Source organism: Shimia sp. R9_2, from assembly GCF_017743735.1.
GTDB lineage: Bacteria > Pseudomonadota > Alphaproteobacteria > Rhodobacterales > Rhodobacteraceae > Shimia.
Genome location: NZ_JAGHRO010000002.1, coordinates 763,927 through 783,579, shown reverse-complemented (window position 1 = coordinate 783,579; position 19,653 = coordinate 763,927). Strand labels below are relative to the sequence as shown.

15 protein-coding genes are annotated in these 19,653 nt (G+C 59.6%); 6 read left to right on the top strand and 9 right to left on the bottom strand.

Annotated features, from left to right (window positions below):
• Positions 1-168 precede the first annotated feature (168 nt).
• Positions 169-2,601, bottom strand: a complete 2,433-nt coding sequence (locus J7400_RS08315) for a PAS domain-containing hybrid sensor histidine kinase/response regulator (protein ID WP_247738673.1) — start codon at positions 2,599-2,601, stop codon at positions 169-171.
• Positions 2,602-2,679: 78 nt separating this feature from the next.
• Positions 2,680-3,171, bottom strand: a complete 492-nt coding sequence (locus J7400_RS08310) for a molybdopterin-dependent oxidoreductase (protein WP_348539427.1) — start codon at positions 3,169-3,171, stop codon at positions 2,680-2,682.
• Positions 3,172-3,508: 337 nt separating this feature from the next.
• Here J7400_RS08310 and J7400_RS08305 point away from each other — a divergent pair, with 337 nt between their 5' ends.
• The gene (locus J7400_RS08305) at positions 3,509-4,123 is read left to right on the top strand and encodes a response regulator transcription factor (RefSeq protein ID WP_209061821.1); all 615 of its coding nucleotides are present in this window, start codon (positions 3,509-3,511) and stop codon (positions 4,121-4,123) included.
• 35 nt (positions 4,124-4,158) lie between these two features.
• Here the strand turns inward: J7400_RS08305 and J7400_RS08300 are convergent, their stop codons facing one another.
• From J7400_RS08300 to J7400_RS08280, 5 genes are all read right to left on the bottom strand, one after another.
• Positions 4,159-6,771 (bottom strand): calcium-binding protein, encoded by a 2,613-nt coding sequence (locus J7400_RS08300; protein ID WP_209061820.1) that lies wholly within the window; start codon positions 6,769-6,771, stop codon positions 4,159-4,161.
• A 36-nt stretch (positions 6,772-6,807) separates the two neighbouring features.
• On the bottom strand, positions 6,808-8,202 hold the full coding sequence (locus J7400_RS08295; RefSeq protein WP_209061818.1) for a nucleotide sugar dehydrogenase: 1,395 nt from the start codon (positions 8,200-8,202) through the stop codon (positions 6,808-6,810).
• 269 nt (positions 8,203-8,471) lie between these two features.
• Positions 8,472-10,055 carry a glycosyltransferase gene (locus J7400_RS08290; protein ID WP_209061816.1) on the bottom strand — a complete coding sequence of 528 codons (1,584 nt, stop codon included), beginning with the start codon at positions 10,053-10,055 and terminating at the stop codon, positions 8,472-8,474.
• Positions 10,048-11,472, bottom strand: coding sequence for an HlyD family efflux transporter periplasmic adaptor subunit (locus J7400_RS08285; protein WP_209061814.1), 1,425 nt, complete (start codon positions 11,470-11,472; stop codon positions 10,048-10,050). The genes J7400_RS08290 and J7400_RS08285 overlap by 8 nt, the downstream gene beginning before the upstream one ends.
• A 153-nt stretch (positions 11,473-11,625) precedes the next feature.
• Complete coding sequence (locus J7400_RS08280) at positions 11,626-12,822, bottom strand: ROK family transcriptional regulator (protein WP_209062097.1); 1,197 nt, start codon at positions 12,820-12,822, stop codon at positions 11,626-11,628.
• Between the two features lie 192 nt (positions 12,823-13,014).
• On the opposite strand from J7400_RS08280, the gene J7400_RS08275 reads away from it, so the two are divergent.
• From J7400_RS08275 to J7400_RS08260, 4 genes are all read left to right on the top strand, one after another.
• Entirely contained in the window at positions 13,015-14,025 is a 1,011-nt protein-coding gene (locus tag J7400_RS08275) for a sugar ABC transporter substrate-binding protein (protein ID WP_209061812.1), read from the top strand.
• 92 nt (positions 14,026-14,117) lie between these two features.
• Positions 14,118-15,179: an ABC transporter permease gene (locus tag J7400_RS08270; RefSeq protein WP_209061810.1), complete on the top strand. Its 1,062-nt coding sequence runs from the start codon at positions 14,118-14,120 to the stop codon at positions 15,177-15,179.
• The gene (locus tag J7400_RS08265; RefSeq protein ID WP_209061808.1) at positions 15,179-15,949 is read left to right on the top strand and encodes an ATP-binding cassette domain-containing protein; all 771 of its coding nucleotides are present in this window, start codon (positions 15,179-15,181) and stop codon (positions 15,947-15,949) included. The genes J7400_RS08270 and J7400_RS08265 overlap by 1 nt, the downstream gene beginning before the upstream one ends.
• On the top strand, positions 15,946-16,587 hold the full coding sequence (locus tag J7400_RS08260; protein ID WP_348540142.1) for a nucleoside/nucleotide kinase family protein: 642 nt from the start codon (positions 15,946-15,948) through the stop codon (positions 16,585-16,587). The genes J7400_RS08265 and J7400_RS08260 overlap by 4 nt, the downstream gene beginning before the upstream one ends.
• A 9-nt stretch (positions 16,588-16,596) precedes the next feature.
• On the opposite strand, the gene J7400_RS08255 is transcribed toward J7400_RS08260, so the two are convergent.
• Positions 16,597-17,364, bottom strand: coding sequence for an SUMF1/EgtB/PvdO family nonheme iron enzyme (locus J7400_RS08255; protein WP_247738672.1), 768 nt, complete (start codon positions 17,362-17,364; stop codon positions 16,597-16,599).
• A gap of 17 nt (positions 17,365-17,381) precedes the next feature.
• Positions 17,382-18,599 carry a copper-containing nitrite reductase gene (gene nirK / locus J7400_RS08250; RefSeq protein WP_209061806.1) on the bottom strand — a complete coding sequence of 406 codons (1,218 nt, stop codon included), beginning with the start codon at positions 18,597-18,599 and terminating at the stop codon, positions 17,382-17,384.
• Between the two features lie 240 nt (positions 18,600-18,839).
• Between nirK and J7400_RS08245 the strand changes: the two genes are divergently transcribed.
• Positions 18,840-19,556: a Crp/Fnr family transcriptional regulator gene (locus J7400_RS08245; RefSeq protein WP_247738671.1), complete on the top strand. Its 717-nt coding sequence runs from the start codon at positions 18,840-18,842 to the stop codon at positions 19,554-19,556.
• The last annotated feature ends 97 nt before the right edge of the window (positions 19,557-19,653 follow it).

The window sequence follows — 19,653 nt, the reverse complement described above, 5'->3', positions numbered from 1 at the left end:
TTGGGTAGATGATGTACGATACATGCATCTATCGCGACGATCTACCTTTGGGGGAGGTGTATACAACTTTCGGATAGTGTTGAATATGTCACACTTTTTGAATGGAGGCGCCAAGAGTGAGGTTGGCTGCCCTATTGGCATTGGTGAAAGGGTCATTGAGAATGGGGCTTATGTTCCGAGCAGTGCATTGAGCGTGGCGAGCAGAAGCGGTTTGTCTGCTTGCCAGTCCGTATCTGGGCAATGCTGCAGGGTTTGCAGCGTGTCCCACATGTCGGTTTGTCCCAACACAGCGGCGGAACCAGAGAGCTTATGCGCGGCGTCGCGGTCCGCTTCGGTCAGGTGCGATTTATGTTCGAGGGTTGCTATGAGTTGCGACAGATCTGCGTTCATTTCCGCAAGCGCCTTGGCAAAGCGTTCGGGGCCAAAGCGGGCGAGATATTCGTTTTCCGGCTCAGCAGGCGCGTCGGTGGGCTGATCGGTCAGCCGCATGTCAAAGACGCCCGCGAGGCATTGATGCACTGCGGCGCGGGAGACGGGCTTGACCAGCAGGTTGTGAAAACCGGCGGCGAGGATCTTTTTGTGATCCGCGGGTGCCGCGTGTGCGGTCACGGCGATTGCCGGGAGCGGCAGTCCGTCCTCTGAATTTTCGCGAATTCTGCGCAGGGTCTCGATGCCGTCGATTTCCGGCATGCTGATGTCGAGCATCAGAACGTCAAACTCCCGCGCCTCGACCTCGGCTATGGCATCAAACCCGTTGGAGACAGAGGTGACGGTGGCCCCAAGCTCTTCAAGGATTGCGGACAAGATGTTGCGGTTGATCTGGTTGTCGTCACAGACCAGAGCGTGAATGGCGCGCGGTAGGCTTGTGAGCATTGAAGGGGCGGAGGCGCTTTGCGGTGCGGTTTGTGCATCGGCAACGGGAAGCGGCAGGCGCAGGACAAAGAGGCTGCCTTCGCCCAAGAGGCTGTCCGCGTCGATGTCCCCGCCCATCTGGGTGATCAGACGTTTTGTGATCGCCAATCCCAGGCCGGTGCCGGAGTTGGTGCGGGCAAAAGCGGTGTCGATGGTGACAAACTCTTCAAAAATCCGTTCGAGGTTTTCAGGGGCGATGCCCACGCCTGTGTCGGCAACACGGATTTCGACGTCGCCGCCTGAGAGCCGTTCGACCTCAACGTTGACGACGCCATTTTGGGTGAACTTATTGGCATTGCCGATCAGATTGACCAGACAGCGCTGAAGTGAGCGCGGAGCGCCGCGCACATAGCCAAGGTCCTCGGACTGGAACGAGACCGAAAGCGTGTTGTTCTGCGCCTTTGCACCCGGTTGAAGACTGTCTGTGACTTCGGTGATCAGGGCGCTCAGATCAAAGGTGGCGCTTTCGTCGAAATCCGCGTCTGAGGTTAGCTTGGAGAAGTCGAGCACGTCGTTGACATGTGACAGCAGCAGATCGCCGGAGACGGCGATGGCGTTGAGATGCTGTTTCTGGCGGTCGCTGAGCGACGTTTGGTCAATCAGGTCAAGCGAGCCGAGGATGCCATTGAGCGGGGTGCGCATTTCGTGGCTCATCACGGTGAGCAGGTTTGATTTGGCCTTCTCGCCAAGCTGGGCTTTCTCCAGCGCATCCTTGAGCGCTTCTTCGGCTTCAAGCTCCGCCGTGATGTCGCGCAGGTAGGAGACAAACACCGTTTCCCCCGCCGCTTGTGACAGGGAAATGGAGAGCTCGACCGGAAAGACCTCGCCGGATTTGCGCAGGCCCTGCAGGCGAACACGGCCCGCGTCGATGACTTTGCGGTCTCCTGTGCGCAGGAAACGGGCCATGCCTTCGCGGTGGGCATCGCGCAGGTGTTGCGGCACGATCAGGTCGACCATGTCCTGCCCAAGAACCTCTTCGCGTTGATAGCCAAAGACCGACTGTGCAGCGCCATTAAATTCGATGATGTGACCCTTGGCATCCACAACCAAGACCGCATCAAGGGAAGAGGAAATGGCCGCCTCAAAGCGGGCGCGGGCGATGTCGCTGATCAGGGAAATGGATTTGCCCTGCCGATGCAATCCGATCAGCGTGGCAAGTGCGCCAAACAGCACGGTGATCAGGACAACGATGCCAATGGCAAGGCTGCGCAGGGTGTCAGAAAAGGTTTCGCGACGGGCGGTTTCTTGCGCCGTGAAGCTAGCGATGCCGGAGTGCGCCAGACTACGCACCGCTGGGGCCAAGGCGGTGATGTCCTGATAGATGCCATCAAGTGCTGCGCGTAAGGCCGCATTGTCCGCGTCGATGGCGGGGGTGGTCTTGTCCAGAAAGTCGGTGGCCATCTTCAACTGGCCGACAATTTCGGGCTCGTCTTTGAAGGACTGATACAGCGCGCTTTGCCGCAGGGTGGTGATGCGGCTGTAGAAGATGTCATAGCGTTTACGCAGGACATTCAGCTCCGCCCGCGGGTCGTTCAATGCGTCCAGCGTGACATTCTGCAATCGCAGGAGTTCGACCTCCAGCTGCGACATACGCCAGCTGACGTCATCGTGCTGCGCGGTGGACAGCACGCGCAGGTCGGTGGTCACAGAGCGGCCAAGCAAGCCGATGATAATCAGACTTGCGATCAAAAGCGCGCCAAGCGCTATGAGTGGCCACCGCCCCAGCATCAAAGAGTGTCGATCGCGTATCGTGCCTACCCCAGATGGTTAATTGGCAACCACTTCAATCTGACTGAGCTGCCATATGCTGCGAGAATAATATTCTTCAGACTTATACGCTGCGTTGCCTGCGAATGGGTAAACGATCCAAAGTGGCCCTTTGTCGCGCAGAGACATTTCTTCGCCGTTGCGCAGATAGGCCACGATGGGGCCATTGGGCACCGCGTCACTTGTCGGGATCGATACAGCATAGTCATTGGCAGCAATGGCAATCAATTTGCCGTTGCTGGCACCGACATGTTCCAGAAGGCTGTGAAGGGGGACGCCCACAAAGGTTTGTTCGCCTTCGGTCCAGATGGTTTCGGTCTGAAAGCTTTCACTGGGCAGGGTGCGCAGGTCTTCGGCGCTGAAGCTCCAGGCACCGCCATCAGAGGATGTGGCAACATCGCCGTAAACCGCAAGGATGGTTTCGCTGGCCGCCGAAGTGGCAAGGCAGGCTGCAGCGGCGGCAGAGAACAAAACGGATTTCAACATATTCATGGGGCCGACTCCTGTGGATTTCTTACATCGCAGAAGTGTTGTGCCACGGCTTGATTTTGGGTGGGGACGCGCATTGGGTTACGCGACTAACCTTTCGTATAGTCGCCCATACCTTTCGCCGCGCGGGCGCACCGGAAGTGTGCCTCGCCATGGCGCAATCTATGCGGGTTTACTCAAACCTATCGAATTTGCGTTGTTTTTGACCTTGGGTCATTAGGGGAAAGGTAAGATTACTATGCCATTTGAATTCTATAAGGATAAGGGAGCGCTCTCTGGTTCTGGCACCGCTTGCGAGTTAGGCTCGGGTCAGGCCAATCACATAGGGCGACCGGTTTCGATGCGAATTTTACTTGCTGATGATCATGGAATGGTTCGGGAAACCATTTCTGCCTACCTCACCTCTGAGGGGCGTGCGGCCGTTGTTGCGGTGTCTGACTACTTTGAAGCCATGAAGGCGCTGGAGCAGAAAGGGACCTTTGATCTCGTTTTGCTGGATTTCAGCATGCCCGGCATGAACGGGCTTCAGGGATTGACCGACGCTTTGGCCAAATACCCGGAACAGCCCATTGCGATTGTCAGTGGCACCGCTCCCAATAAGGTGGCGCAAGAGGCTCTGGATGCGGGTGCGATCGGATTTCTGCCCAAAACCATGGGTGCCAAATCGTTGGTGAACGCCGTGCGCTTCATGATCGCGGGAGAGAGCTTTGTGCCGCCCAGCGTGATGGCGGGGGGCGAAGCGGACGAGGAAACCGCTTTTGCCAAGCAGTTCAGTCAGCGTGAAAAAGAAGTGCTGACCGGGCTTTGCAAAGGGCATTCCAACAAGGAAATCGCGCGGGATCTGGATCTTCAGGAGGTCACGATCAAGCTGCATGTGCGTACCCTTTGCAAAAAGCTGAATGCGAAGAACCGCACACAGGCGGCGCTGATCGCGAAAGAGGCGGGCTTTGAGTAGGGGCTTGCGCCCCCAAGCCCACCTCTAAGAGCCTGTCAGAACAGGATGGTGTCATAGAGATCGCCGAGATCTGCGGCCGTGCCGTCCAGCAACAGCGTGGTGCTGTTTGACAGGGAGATCTGCAGATCATCGCCAGAGCTTGTGACATGCGTGGCAAACCATTGCAGATGTTCCGCGTCACTTGCGCCCAACTCCAGGCGGCGGAAGTCCAGACGGTCGCCCTCATCGGTGTCGTAATCCAGAATGCGGTCGGTGCTGCCATCCAGATCATCGCTGCGGAAGATGAAACGGTCAGCGCCGCTGCCGCCGGAGGCGAGGTCTGCGCCAGCCCCGAGGTATAGCCGGTCGCCGCCTGCGCCGCCGTCCAGAGTGTCATTGCCTGACGCGCCGCTGAGATAGTCGCGATCTTCGCCGCCACTGAGCACGTCGTTGCCGCTGTCGCCGCGCAGGCTGTCGCGCCCCAAACCGCCGGTGAGCACATCGTCGTTCACACCGCCGCGCAGATCGTCATTGCCTGCGCCGCCATCAAGCTGGTCGTCGCCGGACCCACCCCGGAGCGAGTCTGCTCCGTCCTCGCCGTTGAGCGTGTCATCGCCTGATCCGCCCACAAGACTGTCATCGGCTGCGCCGCCTGAGAGCGCATCATGGCCGCTGCCGCCTTCGAGCGTGTCGGCGTCTGCGCCGCCGTCGAGGGTATCGTAGCCTGACCCGCCGCGCAGCAGATCACTGCCTGCGCCACCTGAGAGCGCATCGTCGCCTGAGCCGCCGTCGAGGGTATCAGCACCGGTGCCGCCCTCCAGCGTGTCGTCTTGGCCGCCGCCCGACAACAGATCGTCGCCGGTGCCGCCATAGAGGGCGTCTGAGCCGGAGCCGCCATTCAAGACATCATTGTTTGCGCCGCCATCCAGCGTGTCGTGGCCTGCGGAGCCTTCCAATGTGTCGTCTCCGGCACCGCCTAACAGCAGGTCGTCGTCCTCCGGTAAGAGGTTGCCGTACTGGTCATAGCGCAGCCCGCCGTCGTAGTCGGATATGATGCTGCTTTCGTAGTTGGGGCCAGCCCCGCCGTGCAGATAGTCGTTGCCGTCGTCACCGTGCAGCGCGTCTCCGGCGCTGCCGCCGATAAGGGCGTCGGTGCCGATGCCGCCGTTGATGGTGTCATGCCCCGCATTTCCGGAGAGATGGTCATCATAGGTCAACGCGCCCTCGGTGGTGGCGACAAGCTCCAGATCGCGCAGGAGCACGGAGGAGCTGAGATCCACCTCGGCAAAGGGGCTTTCTGCGGTTGGGTCAGCGGCACCATCGTTGGAGTAAGACCGTGGCGCATTGGTGATCAGATGCAGGGCTGCTTCGCCGGTGTCTGGATCGATGATGACCTGATAGATGCCGCCTGAGCTGCGGGTGCTGTTGTTCATATCGTGATCACCGGAGTTGCCGCCCACATAGAGCGTGCCATCGGCATCCACGATCGCAGCACCAAAGGTGATCGCGGGTGCGCCAGCGAGGGTCTGCCCATCCACCACGGTTGATGTGACCGGAACGGTGGAGAAGGTGGGCTCACCTGAAGAGATGTCCACGACCAGAAGGATGGTGTCGTGACCTTCCCCCGGTGGGCGGGCAACGCCGTAGAATTTCTGGCTGCCGGCATCGTAAGCCACATCATAGACGCGATGCTGCACCAGAGAGCGGGGGAGGTGGTGCACGGTGACCTCGGGATTGCCGTTTTCATCAAACGTATCGACGTCGATTACCGCGATGCGGTCTATGCTGGATTCAAAAGACCAGAGATTGCCTTGATCATCAAAATCCCCAGTCCAGGAGCGGTAAGGTGTTTCACCGATCCGGTAGCTGTGGCCTTCGGCATCGAGCATGATCAGATCAGAGCGCTGAACCGCATTGCCAAGGCTGTCGACACCGTTGCTGACGGCAATCGCATAGAGCAGATCGTCTTCGGCGTTGTAGCCCATGGAGTTCACATTGACCGTGCCTGCGGCGCCTGCGATCTCATAGCTTTGGGTTTCCACGTCAAAGACGTGCAGCGTGCCGTTGAGCACCTGATAGAGATTGGATTGGCCATCCGCAAAGGCCGCGACTGTCACAGTCTGCCCGCCGGTCTCCATCTCTTTGTCATAGTGGAAAGCAGGGCCTGAGGTGTCGATGACCGGGCCTTGGCCTTCGCCCTGAACCGAGCGGATGGTAATTTCAGGCGCATTGCTTTGCGCCGTAAAGGTGGTCTCGAAAGTGGAGAAGGCCCCGCTTTCTGAAGAGAAGTCGCCGACCACCACGCCGTCGACCAGCACTTCGATTGAGGCGTTGGTCAGACCGGCGGAGAAGTTGGCCGCGAGATCGAAGCTCAGGCGATAGACGCCGTTTTCTGCCAGCGAGAGGCTTTGGCTCATGGATTGGTGGCCACCGTCCAGGTCGGTGATGGTCCAGTTGCCGCTGTTGGCATAATCCTGAAAGCCGGAGGCGCCAGAGGTGCCAGACAGCAGGTTTTCCTGAGCGTGATCGCCGTGGATGACATCGTTTCCAGCAGAGCCGGTGAGCGTGTCATCCCCGTCCAGCCCGACCATGAGGTCGCTGGCTTGTGTGCCATCAAAGGCGTCGGACAGAATTGTCCCGATGAGTGTGTTTTCTGTTGGATCAGGCATAGCCGTTCCTTTCCTGTTTCTCGGAGGCGTGCGGGCTTACCAGCCGATGCCGTTTACGGCGATGTTGCGGGGAGCGGTGTCAAAGAGGCGCACCACGTCGATCACCTCGATATCCTGGTGGCGGGTGACGGCCTCGCGATAGGTGTCGCTGGCGTGGCAGACGATCACGGCATCCACCGAACGCATCAGGTGGTCGATGTCGACACACAGCATGTCTTTGAGCTGTGCCGAGAGGGTCGCCAGACCCTGGCTGCCATGTTTGGTGTAGCTTGCGAGACCTTCCAGCGGGGTGTCTTTGGTGACGGCGGCGTCATGGGCCAGCAGCTCTACGCCTTGGCCTTGCAAAGTGGCCATGGCTTCAAGGATCGGGCTTTCGCGCAGATCGTCGGTGCCCGGCTTAAACGCAAGACCGAGGACGCCGACGCGCCGGGCACCTGTGGCCAAGGCCATTTCGACTGCGCGGTTGATCTGTTCGGCGTTGGAGCTTTCCAGATTGCCGATCATGGGCAGCGACACGCCGTGTTTTTGTGCCACATATTGTACCGCGCGCACCTCTTTGGGCAGGCAGGAGCCGCCGTAGGCAAAGCCGGGTTTGAGGTAGTAGGAGGACAGGTTGAGTTTCTGGTCCTGAGTGAAGATGTCCATCACGGCGTGGCTGTCGACACCAAGGGGTTTGCACAGACGGCCGACCTCATTGGCAAAGCAGACCTTGGTGGCGTGCCAGACGTTATCGACATATTTGATCGTTTCCGCCACTTCGATGGTGGTGAGGATCGGATTGTCATCCACCGGCGCATAGATCCGGCGCATGATTTCCGCGGTGGCAAAATCGGTGGTGCCGATCACGGTTTTGGGCGGGTGATGGAAATCAGAGATTGCCACGCCTTCGCGCAGGAATTCCGGATTGAAGCAGATGCCGAAATCGCGGCCCGCTACTTTGCCGGAGACCTCTTCCAGAATGGGGGTCATCACAGACATGGTGGTGCCCGGCGGGATCGAGCAGCGCATGGCGAAGACGTGAAACCCTTCTTTGTCGCGCAGCCCTTCGGCCATCGCGCGGGAGGCGGCCCGGATGTAGGTGTCGTCACAGCCACCATCGGCAGCGGTTGGCGTGCCAACGGAGACAAAGGTCACATCCGTCTCGCGCACAGCGGCGGTGAGATCGTCGGTTGCAGAGATCAGCCCATCCTTGACGCCCTGTGTGAGGGTTTCGCTCAGATCCGCCTCATGGATCGGGCTTTTGCCACGGCCGATTTGCGCCACTTTGCCAAGATCAAGATCGACGCCGATCACACGGTGACCAAGTGCTGCGAGGCAGGCGGTGGATACCGCGCCGACATAGCCGAGGCCTACGATGCTGATGCTTGCCTTCTCGCTTGGGATGGGGGTGACAAGCTCAGCTGGTTGGTTTGAAAAATCGCGGAATTCCATAAATACGTCCTCCTGTTTGAATTGAGCTTAGGAGGAAGCCCGCAGTCGTTTTGCTGGCGTTAGATCAGGTGGGGATGGCTTTGGGTCACGAGGTTATCCTTTTGATAAAAATGAAAAATACCCCTGAAAACGACAAAGCCTGCATGAGGGGACATGCAGGTTTGCCGCGTGGGCTGTATTGGGGTCGGCGTTGCCACAACCCACGTTGTGGTACCTATCTTAGGGCAGGGGCTGGTCAGGCGGGTTTGCGCGAAAGGATAGGGCGCGCCTCAAAACGGCAGCTCGATCAGTCCGACGTATATCATCAGCAATGTCAGGAAGCCTGTGACCGCTGTGACCAGCTGGAACTTGGCAAAGCCGTTGCGCAGCTGCTCCAGAAGACCATCGCCATCGCCTGCGCTTTGATTGCCCCGGTTGGACCATTTCTGCTTGGAGAGATGGAAGATCATGTAGATTTTGACCGACGCGTTGATGACCTGGTTGAGGTAGAGAATGAACGGCCAGGTCATGTCGGCGCGGCGGCTGTAGCCAAACAGGAACATGCAGAGCACGACGCGGGAGAAGATCACCCAGATCAGGCAGTTCCATATGTAGCCGGGGGCCACGATGCTGCCGAGCACGGCCATGAAAGGGCTCACCATCATGGTCCACATGGCGATGCGCTGATCGACCACACACCACCAGATGAAGAACGGCATCCGGCGCGGGCCAAGCGCTATGGCGCGGCTGCCGTTGCGCAGCATATTGCCAGACCAGCGGCGGAAGTTTTGCACCATCCTCAGCAGGCCGTTTTCTTTGATGACTTCGATGGTGTAGACCGTGGCGTCCGGCACATAGGTCATCTTGGCACCCACGCTCAGCAGCCGGTACCAGGTGGATTTGTCATCCCCTGACAGGAAGCGGAAGCGCCCCCAGAGCCAGTGATTGAGGTGGTCGGCCTCAATGGTGCGGATGAACTTGGGATCGACGATGTGGCGCGCGCGAAAGACGCTCATCCGGCCGGTGAGGGTGAGCACACGGTTGGATAGGGCGTGGCTCTGCATGGCGAGGCGGCGCTGGGCAAAACGCATGTCGAGCCATTTGGCGATCCATGTAGGGCCGTAGCAGATCACCTCTTCATCGGTGGTAAGCGCCTGAAGCTCCGGATCATAGGCAAACATTGAAAGGGTTTTCTTGAGCACATCCTGCCCGTAAAGCGCGTCCCCATCCATAAAGATGACCATATCATCGGGGTCCGCACCGGCCCGTGAAATGGCGCGCAGGATCAGCCCGATCGCCATGCGCTTGCCCGGTTGGTTTTGCCGGATAAACACCAGTTCCGCCAGATCATCGGGAATGTCCTGGGCATAGGTGTCCACGAATTGGCGAATGATGTTTTCATCATAGGCGCTGCCGGTGCCGATATAGAGCGTGGTGGGAATGCGCTCGCGTTTGATCTGGCCAAGAATGGAGCCGATCACCCGTTTGGTGATCGAGGGTTCCTCGTAGTAGGTGGTCATCTGGATGTGCAGGCGCTTGGGGCGCCAGCCTTCCTGCCAGAGCGCATCGGCGCTGGCGCGTATCTGGGGCCACTTCAGGCGGGCATAGATCATGGCGCGCACCGAATGGGTGAACCACCAGCCAAAGCGCCACAATCCCAAAGCGCCGAGGATCACGGTGATGTGCAAAGCGTTGGGATCGACAAAGCGGTTGGGGACATTCACCAGCAACCAGAGCAGCGCTGCGATCACCGCCATGAGCGCCAGCACGTTGGGCAATGTCCAGCGCGCCCAATAGGGTTTGATCGGGGTCTGCAGATCGCGCAGCTTGAGGGTCAGATCCTTGTCAAAGGCGAACTCGGACAACTCACTCATCGCGGCTCACCAGGGATTGAATGCGGGCAATCATGCGCTGGCCAACCGCGCGGCGGGTCTGGATATTGACCGGCGCGTCGCGACGTAGCAGGGATTTGGTCTGAGCCGGAGTGATGTCTTGGGGTGTGACGGTGACAATGATGCCAAATTCGCCGGGGCGGCGGGGATCGGCGCCCGCCCGCACATCGGTGACAGTGCCGGCGATGGTGGTTTTCTGGCCAAGGCTGTTGACGCCGATATGCGCCTCCATCCCGATGAAGATGGCCTCGGAATACCGCTCAGAGACCCAGCCCATGGCCACGCGAGGTGTGTCAGACTCAAAGACAACCGCGAGATCGTCGTGGCGGTAGGGTTGCCCCTTGCGCACCAGAACCTCGTGCACCACCCCATCTGAAGGCGCGCGCACGTGGCTCATGGAGATCGCCGATTTGTTGGCGTCGCGGGTGGCGCGCAGGCGGCGCACTTTGGCGTTGTGTTCAAATTCCAGCTCTATGAGTTTGTCCAGCGCAAAGGCAAAAGGGTCAAAGGCTGTGGCCGCTTCGGGATCATGCGTTTGAATATCGAGCCAACGCTTCCAGAGGGCGTCGAAACCGCGATCTCCGATGAACTGTGCATAGATCTGAGCTGCGAGCGCGCCCCGCACCTGAAGGGGCTGTGTTTCGTCCAAGGCCTCCAGCATGGCGCGGGCTTCAATGACGCGGTCGAGCTCTTTCTCTGCAAGGCTCAGGCGGGCGCGGGTCTGGGACAGCTCTGCCTGCGCTGCCGGATCGCGCAGGCGCACCATGACCTCGCCTGCCTCAACCCGTTGGCCGGGGACCACGTGGATGGATTTCACAAAGCCTTCACTGGCGGGGAGGTCTTCGGCGATGGGCGCGACGACGCGGCCGTGCTGGATGTTGATGCGGGTGAGGCCGTTGAAGAGGGCAGAGCCAAGCACGGTGGCGATAAGGCCTGCAAGCAGCAGGTAGATCACCACATGGATCACCGCACGCACAGAGCCGGGCATCCTGGATTGCTGGTTGGTGGTTTTCTCTTCTTCGGTCTCTTCCATGGGCACGAGATCAACGGGCGTATCAAGGCTCATGATCACGTCTTCGCTGCTGGCCATGCGACCGGACAGGATGGAGCGGTAAAACAGCGCCAGCGTTTCGCGCTGTCGCCCGCTGAGGCCTTCAAAGGCCACTGTGCCGTCGGCATCCGGTGCGGTCAGGCGCACGTCAAAGCGGACATCGACCCCCTGAAAAGGCACGCTGAGGGTGCCGGATTGCGGGCACGATCCTGCGTCCTCGGGCCAGTCAAAGCCAGCAAGCGACCACGCCTCAATGCGGATTTGGTCGCCGTCTGGCGTTTCCAAAAACAGCGGGGCGTGCACCTTCCAGCTGAGCTGGGCGCTGGGGTTTTCATGGCGGATTTGCACGGGCACTCTCACAGGTTGAATGCCCAGAAGGTAGCTGGCGGATGGCGTCAGCGCGCGCCGCGCTCAGGTATGGTCGGGGTGGCAAAAGGCAGGGCGCCTATACGCAGGTATAGGCCCGCTCACTTTGGTTGCGACAAAGTCGGGTGTTGCGGCTCAGCGGGACAATCCGGCGTGCGTGTTGAGGAAGAACTGCGAGAAGATCGGGCCGCTGGCGGCACCAATTTCACGCGCGTCCTGACCCACCACAGCCTCTTCGATGCGCGGCACGATCAGGCCGCGTGTGTCCTGATTGACCAGATAGCGCCGGACCCGCTCCACCAGCTCTTGGCGGACATCGGCGGGAAAGGCACCGTCGATCAGAATGGCCTCAAAATCGACCACGGAGCAGACCGACAGTGCGGCCTTGGCGAGCTCCTGCGCGGTCTGACCCAGCCACGGATCGACATAGCGGCTGAGCACTGACCAATCTTGTGGCTGGCTCCAGAGCATGTCGGGGTTGAGACCGGCCTCGATCAGCCGCGTTTCCAGCAGGTGGATGGAGGCCACATCAATGAGCTGGCGGCTTTCGCCCATAGGGCCTGTGGCGCGCATGGAGCCAAGCGCGCCCGCGTTGCCCTGATTGCCCTCAAACACACTGTCATTCATGACGATGCCACCGCCAACAAAGGAGCCGACAAAGAAATAGGCATAGTCGCGGAACTCTTTGCCACGGCCATAGAGATGCTCGGCGCGGCAAGCTGCGGTGGCGTCATTGCCAACAAAGATGGGCAGGTCGCTGAAGCGGGCCACCTCTTGAGCAAAATCAATGTCTTTCCAGAGCTTGAACTGCTCTGCGGCGGGGCCTGCCAGATCGCTCCATCGCCAGAGCTCAAAAGGGGCGGCGACGCCGATCCCGCAAATGCGCGCGACCTCCTCGGCGCTGAGGCCGGCGAGCAATGTCTCAAGACTGTCATGAAGGAATGAGAAGACATCTGCGGGCAGCGGGTAGTCGTAGGTGGTGTGCTCTGAGGCGCGCACATTGCCCGCGAAATTGAGCAGTAAGAGATCCGCAGTCCGGCGGCCGATCTTCAATCCCAGCGCCAGGACCCCGTCGGGGTTGAGGTGCATGGGAATGGAGGGCTTGCCCACCTTGCCGCGCGTGGGTTCGCCGCGCTGAAGCAGGCCATCGCTTTCCAGCTTGCGCAACATGGTGGAGATCGCCGGTGGCGTCAGCCCCATGCGTTTTGCCAGGTCGATGCCGGGCAGGGCGCCCTGCCGCTGCAGGATGGACATCAGAAGGCGTTCATTGTGGTTGCGGACGCGCCGTTGATTCACGCCGCCGCTGAGTGCTCTGATTTTTCCGCCATCCATATGGCTGACCATAAAAGGCTCCTCCCAGCTTTGGAAGATAGGGCGCTTCGATTATTTAATAAAGTTAATTTATTTATTGACAGCTCTTGGGGAATCGCCGTTACCTATGGGGGCATCCTGCGTCACGAATTAGAGGCAGGCCTGGAGCTGGAGGGAGCCAGATCCAAATATTGCGAACCTTGGGAGGACATTATGAAAAAGCTACTTGCGACATCGGCCCTTGTTTTGGCCGGAATGACGGTCAGTGCGGCGGCGGATGTGAGCGCGTGCCTGATCACCAAAACAGACACCAATCCGTTCTTTGTGAAGATGCGCGAAGGCGCGACGGCAAAGGCCGAAGAGCTGGGCATCACGCTCAACAGCTATGCCGGTAAGGTGGATGGTGACCACGAAACTCAGGTGGCGGCGATTGAGACCTGCATTGCCAATGGCGCGAAAGGTATTTTGCTGACCGCCTCTGACACCAGCTCGATTGTGCCAGCGGTGCAGCAGGCGCGGGATGCGGGCCTTTTGGTGATTGCACTCGACACCCCGCTGGAGCCGATTGACTCTGCGGATATGACCTTTGCCACCGACAACTTCCTGGCTGGAGAGCTGATTGGGAAATGGGCGGCAGCGGCGTTGGGCGACGAGGCGGCCAACGCAAAGATTGCGATGCTTGATCTGGCGGTGAGCCAGCCCACTGTGGGTGTTCTGCGCGATCAGGGCTTCCTGAAAGGCTTTGGCATTGAGCTGGGCGACCCCGGCAAATGGGGCGATGAGACCGATCCACGCATCGTGGGCAATGACATCACCGCTGGCAACGAGGAAGGTGGCCGCCGCGCCATGGAGAACCTGCTGGCCAAAGATCCGATGATCAACGTGGTCTACACCATCAATGAGCCTGCCGCTGCGGGTGCCTATGAAGCGTTGAAGGCGATTGGCCGTGAAAATGACGTGCTGATAGTGTCTGTGGATGGCGGCTGTCCTGGTGTGGACAACGTCAAGGACGGTGTCATTGGCGCGACATCGCAGCAGTATCCGCTGTTGATGGCGTCCAAAGGCATTGAGGCGATTGCAGCCTGGGCCAAAGACGGCACCAAGCCGCAGGCCTCTGACGGCAAGGAGTTCTTTGACACTGGCGTGTCGCTTGTCACCGATCAGCCGGTTGATGGCGTGGACAGCATCGACACCGCCAAAGGCACCGAGCTTTGCTGGGGCTGATCGCGGCCAAGTCGTGTTAACCTGACGCGAGAGGGTGGGGGCAGCCTCACCCTTTTGCACAAGCTCAGACAGAATGCCGGGGGAGGGCTCACATGTCTCAGTCGGAGAATTATGAGGCTGTGGTGACAGATTCAGCGTCCGAAGTTGCTCATTTTGACGAGGGCAAAAAGGGGATTGTCGGGCGGTTTCACCACGCTTTGCACACCACGCCCGCGCTGGTGCCGCTGATTGTACTGATCGGTGCGGTGGTGATTTTTGGCCTGCTGCTGGGCAGCCGGTTTTTCTCACCCTTCGCGCTCACCTTGATTTTGCAACAGGTGCAGATCGTCGGCATTGTGGCGGCGGCGCAAAGCCTTGTGATCCTGACCGCAGGCATCGATTTGAGTGTCGGGGCCATTGCGGTGATCTCCTCCGTGGTGATGGGGCAATTCACCTTTCGCTATGGCTTGCCGCCTGCGGTGGCGGTGGCCTTCGGGCTGGCTTTTGGCACCGCGATTGGTGCGCTCAATGGCTGGCTTGTGGCGCGTATGAAGCTGCCACCGTTTATCGTCACATTGGGCATGTGGCAGATCGTTCTGGCGGCGAATTTCCTCTATTCGGCCAATGAGACCATCCGATCACAGGACATCGCCGCAGAGGCGCCTTTGTTGCAGCTCTTGGGGGCGAAATTCAAACTGGGCGGCGCAGTATTTACGCTGGGTGTGGTCTTCATGGTGCTTCTGGTTGTCGTGCTGGCCTATGTGCTGAAACACACGGCATGGGGCAGACATGTCTATGCGGTGGGCGATGACCCTGAAGCGGCGGAGCTGTCGGGCGTGAATGTGAAGGGCGTGCTGATCTCAGTCTATGCACTGGCCGGGCTGATCTGCGCCTTTGCAGGCTGGGCGCTGATCGGGCGGATTGGTTCTGTCTCGCCAACATCGGGGCAACTTCTGAACATCGAGAGCATCACCGCGGTGGTGATCGGGGGCATCTCGCTCTTTGGCGGGCGCGGCTCCATTCTGGGCACATTCTTTGGCGCATTGATTGTGGGGGTTTTCACACTGGGGCTGCGGCTGGCCGGCGCAGATGCGCAATGGACCTTCCTGCTCATCGGCGCGCTCATCATCGGCGCGGTGGCCGTGGATCAGTGGATTAGAAAGGTGGCGGCATAATGGAACCGATTTTGAAAGGCCGCGGGCTGGTCAAGCGCTATGGCCGTGTGACGGCGCTGGATCATTGTGACTTCGACCTGATGCCGGGCGAGATTTTGGCGGTGATTGGCGACAATGGCGCTGGGAAAAGCTCGCTGATCAAGGCGGTCTCCGGTGCGGTGATCCCCGATGAGGGCACGGTGACGCTGGAGGGCAAGGAGGTGCGTTTTACCTCCCCCATTGAGGCGCGGGAGGCGGGGATTGAGACGGTTTATCAAACCCTTGCGATGTCGCCTGCGCTGTCGATTGCCGACAATATGTTCATGGGGCGAGAACTGCGCAAACCCGGTTTTCGCGGCAAATGGATGCGCCAGCTCGACCGTCCTGCCATGGAGAAATTTGCCCGCGACAAGCTGAGCGAGTTGGGGCTGATGACCATTCAGAACATCAATCAAGCGGTGGAAACCCTCTCCGGCGGTCAGCGGCAAGGCGTGGCCGTGGCGCGTGCGGCGGCTTTTGGCTCCAAGGTGATCATTCTGGATGAGCCCACTGCGGCGCTGGGCGTGAAAGAGAGCCGGAAAGTGCTGGAGTTGATCCAGGATGTGAAGGCGCGGGGCATTCCGATCATCCTGATCAGCCACAACATGCCGCATGTGTTTGAGGTGGCTGATCGCATCCATGTGCACCGTCTGGGCAAGCGGCTCTGTGTGATTGATCCAAAGGATTACACCATGTCCGATGCGGTGGCCTTTATGACGGGGGCGAAGGCTGCGCCGTCGGAGGCGGCGTGAGCCGCGTGATGCAGGATCTGGATGCGCTGGTTGCGGCCATAGCGGCCGCGCCACGCAAAGGTGCGCGCAGGGTTGTGGCGGTGGCCGGTGCTCCGGCGAGCGGGAAATCAACGCTGGCAGAAGAGATTGCTGCGCGGTTGAGTGACACCGGATCAGCGGCGCAGGTTGTGCCGATGGACGGGTTTCACATGGACAATCAGGACCTCGTGGATCTGGGGCTTCTGGCGCGAAAAGGCGCGCCAAATACCTTTGATTCCGAAGGGTTTGTGGCCTTGGCTGGACAGCTGTCTCAAGGCGGGGTTCTGGCCTATCCAACCTTTGACCGCGCCCGCGATGTGACCATACCCGGTGGCGGCGCGGTGTCGGCGCAGTGCGATACGGTGGTGGTTGAAGGCAATTACCTGCTGTTTGACGCGCCGGTCTGGCGGGCGCTGTCAGACATTTGGGATGTGTCGGTTTTTCTGTCGGTGCCAGAGGAAGAGCTGCGTCGGCGTCTGGTGGAGCGGTGGTTGACCCACGGGCTGTCACAAGAGCAGGCAGTGCAGCGCGCAGAGGAAAACGACCTGACAAACGCGCGTTTGGTGCAAAGCCAGCGCCTGCGCGCGGATATCGAATTTCAAAACACCGGCGCGTTTTAAGGCGGGGCCTTAGCCGCGCGGCACTTCATGATCAGAGATTAGGCGGAGCCCGAGATGAGCTGGTGGAGAGCCGACAGCGCATCCACCGCGGGCCGGATCGCGTATCAGATAAGACATCGCTGCGACGTGTTCACCGCCCACAAAATATGCCGGACAACGGTCGCGGTCGATCCCCTCCTCGGCGCCAGCGTAGCATTCCATGGTCCATTCCCAGACGCTGCCATCCAGATCAGCCACCCCCTCGGGAGAGGTGGAAAAGCTGCCTTGAGGTTTCAGCGCGCGGGGTGTTGTGCCTTCCGTCAGGTAGGTTGAGGCCCAGGTGAGCGACGGATCAGTGAAGAGCGGATCGGGTTCTTCTGGTAGAACATCGACCGCCATATGTTCCCATTCCGTGGCGGTGGGCAGGCGAAAGCGCTGTCGGGTCTGCGTGTTGAGCCAGCGGATATATTGCTGCACATCTTCGTAGCTGAGGCCTGTGGCCGGTGTGGTCTCGGGCTTTTGGTCCGGCCGCACCCGCAACGACACCGCGCAGCGGCCTTCTGCCGCGCATATGTTCCACTCAGCAACGGAGACCTCAAAGCGCTGCGCAAAAAACTGTTGCCCGTCTGGCATGACAACCGCATGGGCGGCCATCTGCGGCAGTAGTTCGGGCCGTGATGGTGATTTGGGGGCAAATTGCAGGGCAGCAGCCCCTAAAAGAGCCGCCGCCAAGACACCAAAACCGGCAAGACGAAGGGGGGGGGCGCTTGTGAGGTTCGGGCGCTTGGCGGCGGGCATGGGTCTATCCTTTCAGATCAGGTTTCAAAGTATCTGGGAGCGACCACCTGCTCCATCAGTTCGTTGTTCCAAGTGCCATCGACAACAAAGTGGGCCGTGGCACCAAGCATGACACCTTCGATCAGGTTGTGGTTGACGTAGGCATAGACGCCCGGTTGCTCGAAGGTATACATCGCCGCCACCGCGCAGCCGCCACGCACGAACCAGGTCTCCATGTCCTGCAAGGGCGCATCAGTGAAGGAGCTTTCCCAGACATAGTTACCGTGCCCACCGATCAGGTGCGGACGGGAGTCGCGGTTGGCCTGATTGTGTATCATCAGGACCGTTTCACCCACCTCGGCTTTCAGGGCATTTTCGCCGGTCAATGCGCCCACGGCTCCGTTGAAGACAGAGTGCGTCGGGATCAGGGTGCGCATGGCGTCAAGGCTGTCAGAGAAGTCTTCGCCCGCTTGCTCATATTGAATGAAGTCGCCGTTTTCATCTTGTGGCAGGTAGTAGTCCTGCTCGCCGATGTAGGCGATGCGGTCATAGCGCAGCGGATTGCCGTCTTTGTCCTTCAGTCCGTCTCTTGGCAGCACCATCACAGCGCCGTTCATGCCGTGGGTGACGTGGTAGGGGATCATCGCGCCGCCGGGGGCACAGTGATAGGTGAAGCAGCCTGGTTTGGTGGCCTTCCACCGCAGCACTACCTCTTCGCCGGGTAGAACATGGGACAGTCCGCCGCCGCCAAGCGCTCCGGTGGACGCGTGGAAATCGATGTTGTGCTCCATCATGCTGCTCTCAGGATTGCGCAGGGTGAGCTCGATCATGTCGCCTTCGTGGCAGATGATCAGCGGGCCCGGCACCGAGCCGTTATATGTCAGCGCCCAGATGCTGGCACCGGTGTCTTCATCCACCACCATCAGACGCTCTTCGGTGATCATGGTGATTTCGATGATTTTTGGCCCACCAGTGGCGACCTGCTCATGTTCCGGTGCAAAGGGCGGCGCGACCAGCTCCTGTTTCACACGGGTGTAGCCGGACAGATCTGCTGGCTTCGCGGTGCTTGCTGTCTCTTGTTTGCCAGCTGTTTTGTAAAGGTGTGTGGAGGTTGCATTGATCGCGTCGATTTTGGGCGCACGCGGTGTCGCCTTAACCGTGGCACCCGCCATAACGGCGGCCCCTGCGAGCATGCTGCCGCGCAAAACATTGCGGCGGCTTGTTTTCATGAGACCGGGATTGATGATTTTGGCCATTTTACCCTCCATGAGGTGGTTGCTTGGCACCGGGTGGTCGACCCATGTGCTGCTTTTGAAGAGAAACGCGCAGTCACGCCTTGAAAGTTTTTGCAGTGTTCAAAGTGGGCTGTGTGTTGCGGCGAGATTTAACGGATTTGAAAATCTGAACTTTGTTCCAGCGCAAAGAACTTTGGTTTTGTCGGCGCGCGGGCCTTGCGGCAGGTGGTCTTCGCCTTGGTGTTCTGGCACAACTCATGCATGGACCGTACGCCGCCGCATAAAACGCTGCCTAGGCTGGATGAAAGCCTGCTCACGCACTTGCCGCCGTTTTCCGAACTTGAAAAACGGCAGATCCGCAGGATTTTGGATCAGGCGACCTCTAAGCGATATGAAGCGGGGGTGGCGATTTTTGACGAAGGCGCTCCGGCAGAGCGCTTTTATATGCTGCTGGATGGGTATGTGCGTGTGGTGCGGATCACGGCGACCGGCGAGCAGGTGACTTCCCTGTATATCCCGTCGGGCCAGCTGCTCGGGATTGCAAAGGCCATTGGGCGCGAAACCTATCCCGCAACCGCAGTGACGGCGACGGAGTCGATTGTTCTGAGTTGGTCGATGGGGCTGTGGGAGAGCTTTGTTTCCGACTATCAAGGGTTTGCCGTGAACACCTATAAGACGGTGGGCAAGCGGGTCGGAGAGTTGAACACACGCATTGTGGAGCTGGCCACGCAGCAGGTGGAACAGCGTTTGGCCAATGCCTTGTTGCGGTTGATCAACCAGACCGGACGCAAGACACCCGACGGTATAGAAATAGACTTCCCGATCACGCGGCAGGATCTTTCTGAGCTCACAGCGACCACGCTGCATACGGTCAGCCGTTTGTTGAGCGACTGGGAAAAGCGTGGGCTGGTGCAGAGCAAACGCAAACAGATCAAGGTGCTTGATCCCAGTGCGCTTGTGGATTTGAGCCGGGCCTAAACGCGGCTTTTGCCTTTACTGGCGCGCCTGAGCAATCTGCAGCGATCTCTTCTCGTCCGACATTTTCTCCGCAGGCATTTGCGTGCTGCGTTTTAGA